Origin of the sequence: uncultured Dialister sp., from assembly GCF_900541605.1 — a bacterium.
Lineage (GTDB): Bacteria > Bacillota > Negativicutes > Veillonellales > Dialisteraceae > Dialister.
In genome coordinates, this window is record NZ_UQKJ01000087.1 from 1 (window position 1) to 7,769 (window position 7,769).

General features: G+C 52.7%; 5 protein-coding genes and 1 pseudogene. 1 reads left to right on the forward strand and 5 read right to left on the reverse strand.

Features of this window, described 5'->3' with window-relative positions:
• Positions 1-150: 150 nt before the first annotated feature.
• From QZR21_RS06700 to QZR21_RS06720, 5 genes are all read right to left on the reverse strand, one after another.
• Positions 151-1,668: a DEAD/DEAH box helicase gene (locus tag QZR21_RS06700; RefSeq protein ID WP_296096552.1), complete on the reverse strand. Its 1,518-nt coding sequence runs from the start codon at positions 1,666-1,668 to the stop codon at positions 151-153.
• A gap of 680 nt (positions 1,669-2,348) precedes the next feature.
• Entirely contained in the window at positions 2,349-2,777 is a 429-nt protein-coding gene (locus tag QZR21_RS06705; RefSeq protein ID WP_296096551.1) for a universal stress protein, read from the reverse strand.
• Positions 2,778-2,795: 18 nt separating this feature from the next.
• Positions 2,796-3,944: an ABC transporter permease gene (locus tag QZR21_RS06710; RefSeq protein ID WP_296096549.1), complete on the reverse strand. Its 1,149-nt coding sequence runs from the start codon at positions 3,942-3,944 to the stop codon at positions 2,796-2,798.
• Positions 3,925-5,037 (reverse strand): HlyD family secretion protein, encoded by a 1,113-nt coding sequence (locus QZR21_RS06715; RefSeq protein ID WP_296096548.1) that lies wholly within the window; start codon positions 5,035-5,037, stop codon positions 3,925-3,927. Before QZR21_RS06715 ends, QZR21_RS06710 begins: the two co-directional genes overlap by 20 nt.
• A gap of 117 nt (positions 5,038-5,154) precedes the next feature.
• Positions 5,155-5,646 carry a MarR family winged helix-turn-helix transcriptional regulator gene (locus tag QZR21_RS06720; RefSeq protein ID WP_296096546.1) on the reverse strand — a complete coding sequence of 164 codons (492 nt, stop codon included), beginning with the start codon at positions 5,644-5,646 and terminating at the stop codon, positions 5,155-5,157.
• 732 nt (positions 5,647-6,378) lie between these two features.
• Here QZR21_RS06720 and QZR21_RS06725 point away from each other — a divergent pair.
• Positions 6,379-7,590 (forward strand): annotated as a pseudogene (locus tag QZR21_RS06725) (M20 family metallopeptidase).
• Positions 7,591-7,769 lie beyond the last annotated feature (179 nt).

The window sequence follows — 7,769 nt, forward strand, 5'->3', positions numbered from 1 at the left end:
GGCTTCTAGCTTCTAGCGGCTAGCAGCTAGAAGCCCCGTGCGAGTGACTCTACCCGTCAGCACCTCTCCAACAGCTCGACAAACCGCAATTTGATAAAGTGGCCTCAGTCATGAAAAAAGTGCAGGAACTACATCCTGCACTTTTTCTAATCAGTCTTCCTTGAAATAGGGTTTGAAATTCGATTCGTGAATATTCTTTTCCCCATTCCGATTCTGTTTTCTCGGCCGGTTATCAAAGCGGCGGGACCGTTTGCCATCGAAGTGGCGGCCCCCTTCGTCCTTATTGAACCGCCGTCTGGGGCGGTCCCCGTCGAAGTGGCGGCGCTGGCCGTTCCTGCGGCGCTTGAAATTCGGCATTTCTTCCGTAATCTTTACCGGTGTCACATCGGGCTGCTTGGTCAAAAGCTTAATGGCCGCTGCCACCAGGGAAACGGAGTCCACATCATTCAGGAGATCCTCCGCGCTTTCCCTGTATTCTTCCAGACCGCCGCCCTGGGCTGTATCGGAGAGGCTTTCGATGGCTGCCTTCTGGTTGCCTTCAATGACTTCCGCCAGTGTAGGCACGGACCGTCTCTTGATGCGGCGGCGAATGACACGTTCAATATCACGAAGCTGTCCCATTTCCCGGGAAATGACGAAGGTCACCGCAAGCCCCGTCTTTCCGGCGCGGCCGGTACGGCCTACGCGGTGTACATAGATTTCCGGATCCTGGGGCATATCGAAGTTATAGACATGGGTAACCCCGGAAATATCGAGGCCCCTGGCAGCTACGTCGGTGGCCACAAGGATATCGATGGTGCCTTCCTTGAACTGGCGGACCACCGTATCCCGCTTCGGCTGGGACAGGTCTCCGTGAAGGCCTTCCGCCATGTATCCCCTCTTTTTCAGGGCTTCCGTCACTTCATCACAGCGCCGTTTCGTGCGGACAAAGACGATGGCCAGTTCCGGGTCCTGCATATCCAGGAGCCGGCAGAGGGCATCGAACTTCTGCCGGTCCGGCAGTTCGATATATTCCTGTTCAATGAGATCGATGGTCACAGTGGCCGCCTTGATTTTGACCAGTTCCGGATCCTTCAGGAATGTTTCCGCCAGTTCCCGGATCGGTTCGGGCATGGTGGCGGAGAAGAACATGGTCTGCCGTTCTTCCGGAATGGCGGCCAGAATGGTGCGGATATCATCGATGAATCCCATATCCACCATTTCGTCCCCTTCATCGAGGACAAGAATCTGCACATGGGACAGGTCGATGGTGCCCCGTTTCATGTGGTCCATAAGCCGGCCCGGGGTGGCTACAATAATGTTCGGATGCTTCCGGAGCGCTTTGAACTGCCGTTCAATATCCTGTCCCCCGTAAATGGGCAGGGCATGGACCGGAAGGTACTGGGCCAGATGGTTGATTTCTTCGGCAGACTGGATTGCCAGTTCCCGGGTAGGGGAAAGGACCACTGCCTGGGGTCCCGGCTTCGATGTGTCAATCCGTTCCAGGATGGGAATACCAAAGGCTGCGGTTTTCCCTGTCCCTGTCTGGGCCTGGCCGATCAGGTCCTTTCCGGCCATTGCCACCGGAATCGATGCCTTCTGGATAGGAGTCGGTTCCTCGAATCCCATATCCTCTACGGCCTTCAGTATTTCCGGCACAATACCCAGTTCTTTAAAAGTTTCGTACATGTTTCCTCCTGTATGCGTTCATGGGTACGCGGGGCTTCCCCCTGTGAAAAGCAGGCATAATAATAAAATTCCTATGCACCCTGTGCATCTTCCCGGCATCTTTCACCGGGGCATTAAAAAAGAGAACGCCACAAGCGCCTCTCCCATGATTCAAGATCTATGATTGTCCGTTCTCGCTGGATGCCTGCATATTATTGTAATTATACCATACCGGGATAGAAAATTGGAAATATATAAATAAAAAAATGAAAACTCGGACTATTGCGGTGAGCTGTTAGAGCGAAGCTTACGGGTAGAGTCATTCGTGCGGGAGCTTCTAGCTGTTAGCTTCTAGCTGCCAGGAAAGCTCTACAGCCTACGGCACGAATGACTGGCGGGAACGTCGGATGGAAAGCGCCGCAGGCGAATCAGTTTTCCTAGTTGCTAACAGCTAGAAGCTAGGGAAGCGCTGATTAATTCGCAGAGTTAGATTTCATAAGGATTTTTATGCACTGCTTCGTCATAATCCTCCTTAAATAGCTCGCTATTCGCGTCGGATTATTCCTTGCATTGCATAAAAATCCAAGAATGAAATCTGACAACGATTTAATCAGCGCTTCCCTAGCAGCCCCGTGCGAGTGACTCTACCCGTCAGCGCCGAATACCAACAGCGGGGCAAACTGAAATTGGCCTGGCTCCATTTACCTCACAATCGTTACGGCTGCCGTTACGTGGTGGAGGATGTACTGGCTCACACTTCCCATAACAATGCTTTCCACAGATCCCCGGCCCCGGCTTCCCATGACGATGAGGTCCGCTTTCTTTTCCTTCCACACGGAGAAAAGGGTCTGCGGCGGCGCTCCGATGCGGACCAGGGTTTTCAATGGTACCGCAGGAGGCACCTTCCTGGCGTATCGGCCAATGAGCTTGTACCCCTCCTCCATGAGCTCCGCCGGAACGTAGCCGCTCATGGTGACCCGGTCCAAAGCGCTCATTTTCTCATTCATGTCCACCACATGGACCAGGAGGAGGGACGAATGGTACCGCCCTGCCATGTCCAGAGCAAAGACAAAGGCCCTATCCGATTCCTCAGAGCCATCCAGGGGAACCATGATTTTTCTGATTTCCATAGAACATTCTCCTTTCCTTCAGGGAAGAATCGATTCCTGGGCTTCTTCCTTTTCAGCCACGGCAGCCCGGTACCTTCTCCTCACGCTTTCAAAGCGGAGGCAGAACACGATGGCAATGGCTGCCAGGTACAGGAAGAAGGCACCGATTTCCTGCATGATATCGCTGAATCCGGCGCCCCGCATTATAATATCCCGGACAAAATGGAATTCCCAGGTCAGGGGGAAGAAATGGGAAAGAATTTTCACCCATTCCGGAATGAAAATCAGGGGGCCCGCCTGGCCGCCCAGGATAAACCCGCCGGGGATGAAGAGAATCATCCGGCTCGATGCGACGCCCGGATTGGCCGCAGTCCATCCAAAGAGGATGCTCATCATGCCCACACCCCAGATGTAGAAGAACTGGAGAGCCATGAAGAGAAACATATTTCCCGATATAACCATGTCTCCCCAGACCCGGAGGATGGCCATGCCGAGGAGGAGCGCCGTAAAGAGGCAGCCCATATAGGGCAGGATGCGGACCATGAGGTCAAAGGGAGAACCATGATCCATCAGTGCCTCCCACTTATGCTCCAGCTTCAGCCGGGGCACCATACCGATGGTGGCAAAGGTAAAAAACATACTGGAAAAGAAGAAAAGGAATCCTTCTGTCTCCGCATTACTCGTGCTGCCGCTGGGGTTAAAAAGGAGCCTCGTGCTGATGGAAATGCCGCCGGACTCCCCCTTGTCTTCCGCTGCTTCTGCATTGATGGTACCGGCCAGTTCATTCATGGCGGTCTGGATGTCCGCCGTCAGGGCCACATTGGTATAGTCGCAGTACAGGCCGATATTGACGGACTGCCCGGAATATACATCCCGCTCCAGGTCCTTCGGCAGGCAGATCACCGCATAGGCCTTGTCTTCATAGAAGAATTTCTGGGGATCCGAGGGCGTATAAATGACGGAGCTCACCTTCATATGGCGGGAGGAATTGATGGCTTCCACCATTTCCTGGCTGTATCGGGAGTGGTCCAGGTCCACCACCACCACATTCACGTCCCTGGCATAGTTATAGCCGAGAAAGACGGTGAAGAATACGGTAATCACAGAGGCCACCATGAGGGCCACCTTTTCATAGGGCATGCCCCGGCCGGAAAAGAGGAAATGAATCTCATCGACCAGCGAATTCATGGCGGTCCACCTCGATTGTCATACCCGGAATGACGCCGGGTACCCGGTCTATATAGGTCCGGATCTGGAAAGCTGTCAGATCGGCGGAGCTCTTCTCCCGGGACATTTTGAAATCCGCAAATCCCGACGCCCTGGCAGCCAGCCGCACCGTACCGGGGACTTTGATGTTTCCGGCCACCGTATGTCCTGTGAGCCGGTCTCCTTCTTTCAGATTGCCCTTTTCCTCTTCATTAATATAAATATCATAGTAATACCGATCGCTTTCGAGAAGAATCACCGGTGTATTGGCTGACACCATTTCCCCCTCCTTCGCTATGACCTTCAGAATTTTCCCGCCTTCCGGCGCCCGCAGGACCAGGCGGTCCCGGTTCACTTTCTGCTGGGCCAGCTGGACTTCCAGCTGCTTTTTCTGCTGTTTCAGGGACTCCAGGTCATTGGCCTTGTTATCGGCACTCTGCCGCTCCTGGCTGATGGAAGGAAGGGCAATATCCTCTGTGCTGTCACTGTCCTGTGCCCCGCCGAGAAGCTTATTCAGCAGTTCTTTCTGGGACCGCACATCGGCTTCCGCCACCCGAAGCTGGGCTGTCACATTATCCATTTCCATTTTAGAAATGGCGCCGGCATCCATGAGCTGGGCCATACGGTTATAATCGGACAGCTTATTTTCATAGGAAGCCTGGGAAGAGGCGATGACCGCCTTCTGCTGGTCAATCTGCCGATGGGTCTCCACCTCGTCCGTATCGGCCTTCTGGTATGCCACGTCGATGGTGCCGGAGAGGGAAGCGATTTCCGCATCCATCTGGGCAATCTGGGATTCCAGCCGCTGTATGGTAAGATCCGTGTCGGTACTGTCCATGACCATGAGGATATCTCCCCTTTGCACATGGTCCCCTTCCTTTACATTTTCTTTGAGCAGCCGTCCATTGACAGAATCAAAGGAAACCCGGACCTGTTCTGCCGTCACAATGCCATCCCTTTTTTCCTTCGCCATGGCCACGGCATCATGTCCCTTATACAGGAGAGCGAGTCCGCACAGGATGATGAGTCCCAGAAACAACAAACCGATCCTCACCGGTTTACTATGAATATCCATGAATCCCTCCATATAATAAGTCGACTAACTAAATAGGCATAAATACCTTTTCCCCACAGGCAGTTCTTTGGGGAAAGGTTCCCTATGGGAGCTGTAATAATTTTTAGAACTGTCCTTCTACTCTGGAGCCACCAGTTTCTTCAGGAGCCGGACCAGTTCCTTTTTCTCCAGGTTATCCAGTTTCCCAATGACCCGGGAAATCCTCCGGTAATGGGCCGGCAGGATGGCATCCATTTCTTTCCTGCCCTTTTCGGTCAGGTAAATCTTCCGGCTTCTCCCGTCTTCCTCGTCCACCGCTTTTTCTACCTGCCCATCCCGTTCCATGCGGGCCAGCATGACGGAAATAGTGGCCTTTGTGACACCGGCGGCCTTCGCCAGGTCCGATGGCGTCATGCCTTCCCTGTGCTGGTGAAGAATAATCATGACGCAGAGCTTCCCCTGGGACATATGGTATTTCCGCTCCAGGATACCGTCGGTCCTATCCCGGATTTCTTCTGCCGCCTGCATGACGGTGAGCATGGTAATCACATCATCTGCCCGTATTTCAGGAACCATGCGGGCATGGCTTTCCAGTTCTTCCTTCGTAGGAAATAAAAAGTTCTTATACATTATGTTCCTCATCACCGATTTCTTATTAATTAGCAAGCTAACCAAATAGTAACTGCTCCTCCCCCTTTTAGTCAAAGCCGAAAATAAGGAATCGGACAATTGCGGTTTGACGAGCTGTTAGAGTGACGATGATGGTTAGAGTCATTCGTGCGGGGCTCCTAGCTGCTAGCTCCTAGCAATCAGGAAGCTCTACAGCCTACGGCACGGCTTACTTCCAGATACCCCGATTGAAAGCGCCGCAGGCGGATCAAGGAAGCACTGATTAAATCGTTGTCAGATTTCATTCTTGGATTTTTATGCAATGCGAGGAATAACTCGACGCGAATAGCGAGCTATTTAAGGAGAGTTATGACGAAGCAGTGCATAAAAATCCTTATGAAGTCTGACTCTGCGAATTAATCAGCGCTTCCTTAGCTTTCCCGGCTGCTAACAGCTGGAAGCTAACAGCCCCGTGCGGGTGACTCTGCACACAAACATCATAACCGCCAATTCCCAACAACTCGCGATACTGAAATCGGCTGCCCCACGGGGATATGGAAAATATTTACAAACATTTTTCAAAATACCTATTGCATATATATTCGTAAAGTTGTATTATTATTTCAACAAATTTCATACCTGCTTTTTTATTACCCAATTTTATAGGGAAATATGCATATTTCAAGTTTGCATAATGCATATTTATTCATTCCAATGAGCAGGAATATCCATGAAGGAAAAGAGGTCGTCCCAATGATGTATGAAAATCAGATTAAAGAAAAGGTCACACACATTCTGCCGAAGGTGGTGGCCTGGAGGCGACATTTCCATGAATATCCTGAGCTCTCGGGACAGGAAGTAAAAACTTCCGAATATATACAGCAGGTTTTCAAAGAGCTGGGAATCCCCTGCGAGACCGGATTTTTCCAGAATGCCGTGCTCGGCACCATCAAAGGAAAGTATCCCGGAAAGACGGTAGCCCTCCGGGCAGATATGGATGCCCTGCCGGTGACGGAGCTCACCGGTCTTCCCTTTGCTTCTAAAAATAAAGGCGTCATGCATGCCTGCGGCCACGATGGCCACATGTCCATTCTTCTGGGCGCTGCAGCGGTACTGAATGAATTGAAAGACCAGCTCCATGGCACCGTCAAAATCGTTTTCCAGCCGGCAGAAGAGGAGGCCGCCATTGGCGGCGGATAATGCAGCTACTCCTTCGCCATTGGCGGCGGCCGCCACATTGCGACCAGCGGGAAACTGGATGATGTGTCTGAAATCTACGGGCTCCATGTATGGCCGGAGCTCCCCACCGGCATGGTGGGACTGAAACCCGGCGCCCTCATGGCTGCTTCTGACCGCTTCTATGTCCACATCAAAGGAAAATCCACCCATGCCGCCCAGCCCCATAACGGCACCGATGCCCTGGTGGCGGCGGCCCACTTCATCATCGATGTGCAGTCCCTGATTTCCCGGGAAATGAACCCCATGGATAATGTGGTCTGCACCATCGGTCTTATGAATGCCGGCACCCGGTATAACGTGGGCGTAGAAGATGCGTACCTGGAGGGAACCTGCCGTACCTACCGGCCAAAGCTCCGGGACAAAATGGAAAAAAGACTGGGCGAAATCCTGCAGGGACTGGATGTCATGTTCCATACCCACTCCGAACTGAACTACGTCAGAGGCCATAGCGCTACCATCAATACGCCGGAGAAAATTGCATTTCTCCAGGACGTAGGCAAGGCCTACCTGGGCAGTGAACATATCTGCCAGCCTGAATTCCCGTCCATGTGTGCAGAAGATTTTTCCTCGTACCTGGAGAAATTCCCCGGTGCCTTCCTGTGGCTGGGTACGGGAGACGGAAATACGCCGGCCCTTCACAATGCATCCTTTGCCATCAATGAATCCATTCTTCCCCTGGGGGTAACCATGGAAGCCGCCGCTGCCATGGAGGCCCTGGCGCGATGAGGTGAGAAGTATACCAATTTCAGTTTGCCCCGCTGTTGGGGGTTGGCGGTTAGCATGTTTGTGTGCAGAGTCACTCGCACGGGGCTGTCAGCTTCTAGCTGTTAGCAGCTAGGAAAGCTGACTGGCCTGCGGCGCTTCCTATAGCTAACCTCCGTCGCCTTCGGCGCCACCTCCTTCCC

What these genes read in the sequence shown, in the direction of transcription:
- QZR21_RS06700 (WP_296096552.1), bottom strand. Translation starts at nt 1,668, where the DNA reads ATGTACGAAACTTTTAAAGAACTGGGTATTGTGCCGGAAATACTGAAG.
- QZR21_RS06705 (WP_296096551.1), bottom strand. Translation starts at nt 2,777, where the DNA reads ATGGAAATCAGAAAAATCATGGTTCCCCTGGATGGCTCTGAGGAATCG.
- QZR21_RS06710 (WP_296096549.1), bottom strand. Translation starts at nt 3,944, where the DNA reads ATGAATTCGCTGGTCGATGAGATTCATTTCCTCTTTTCCGGCCGGGGC.
- QZR21_RS06715 (WP_296096548.1), bottom strand. Translation starts at nt 5,037, where the DNA reads ATGGATATTCATAGTAAACCGGTGAGGATCGGTTTGTTGTTTCTGGGA.
- QZR21_RS06720 (WP_296096546.1), bottom strand. Translation starts at nt 5,646, where the DNA reads ATGTATAAGAACTTTTTATTTCCTACGAAGGAAGAACTGGAAAGCCAT.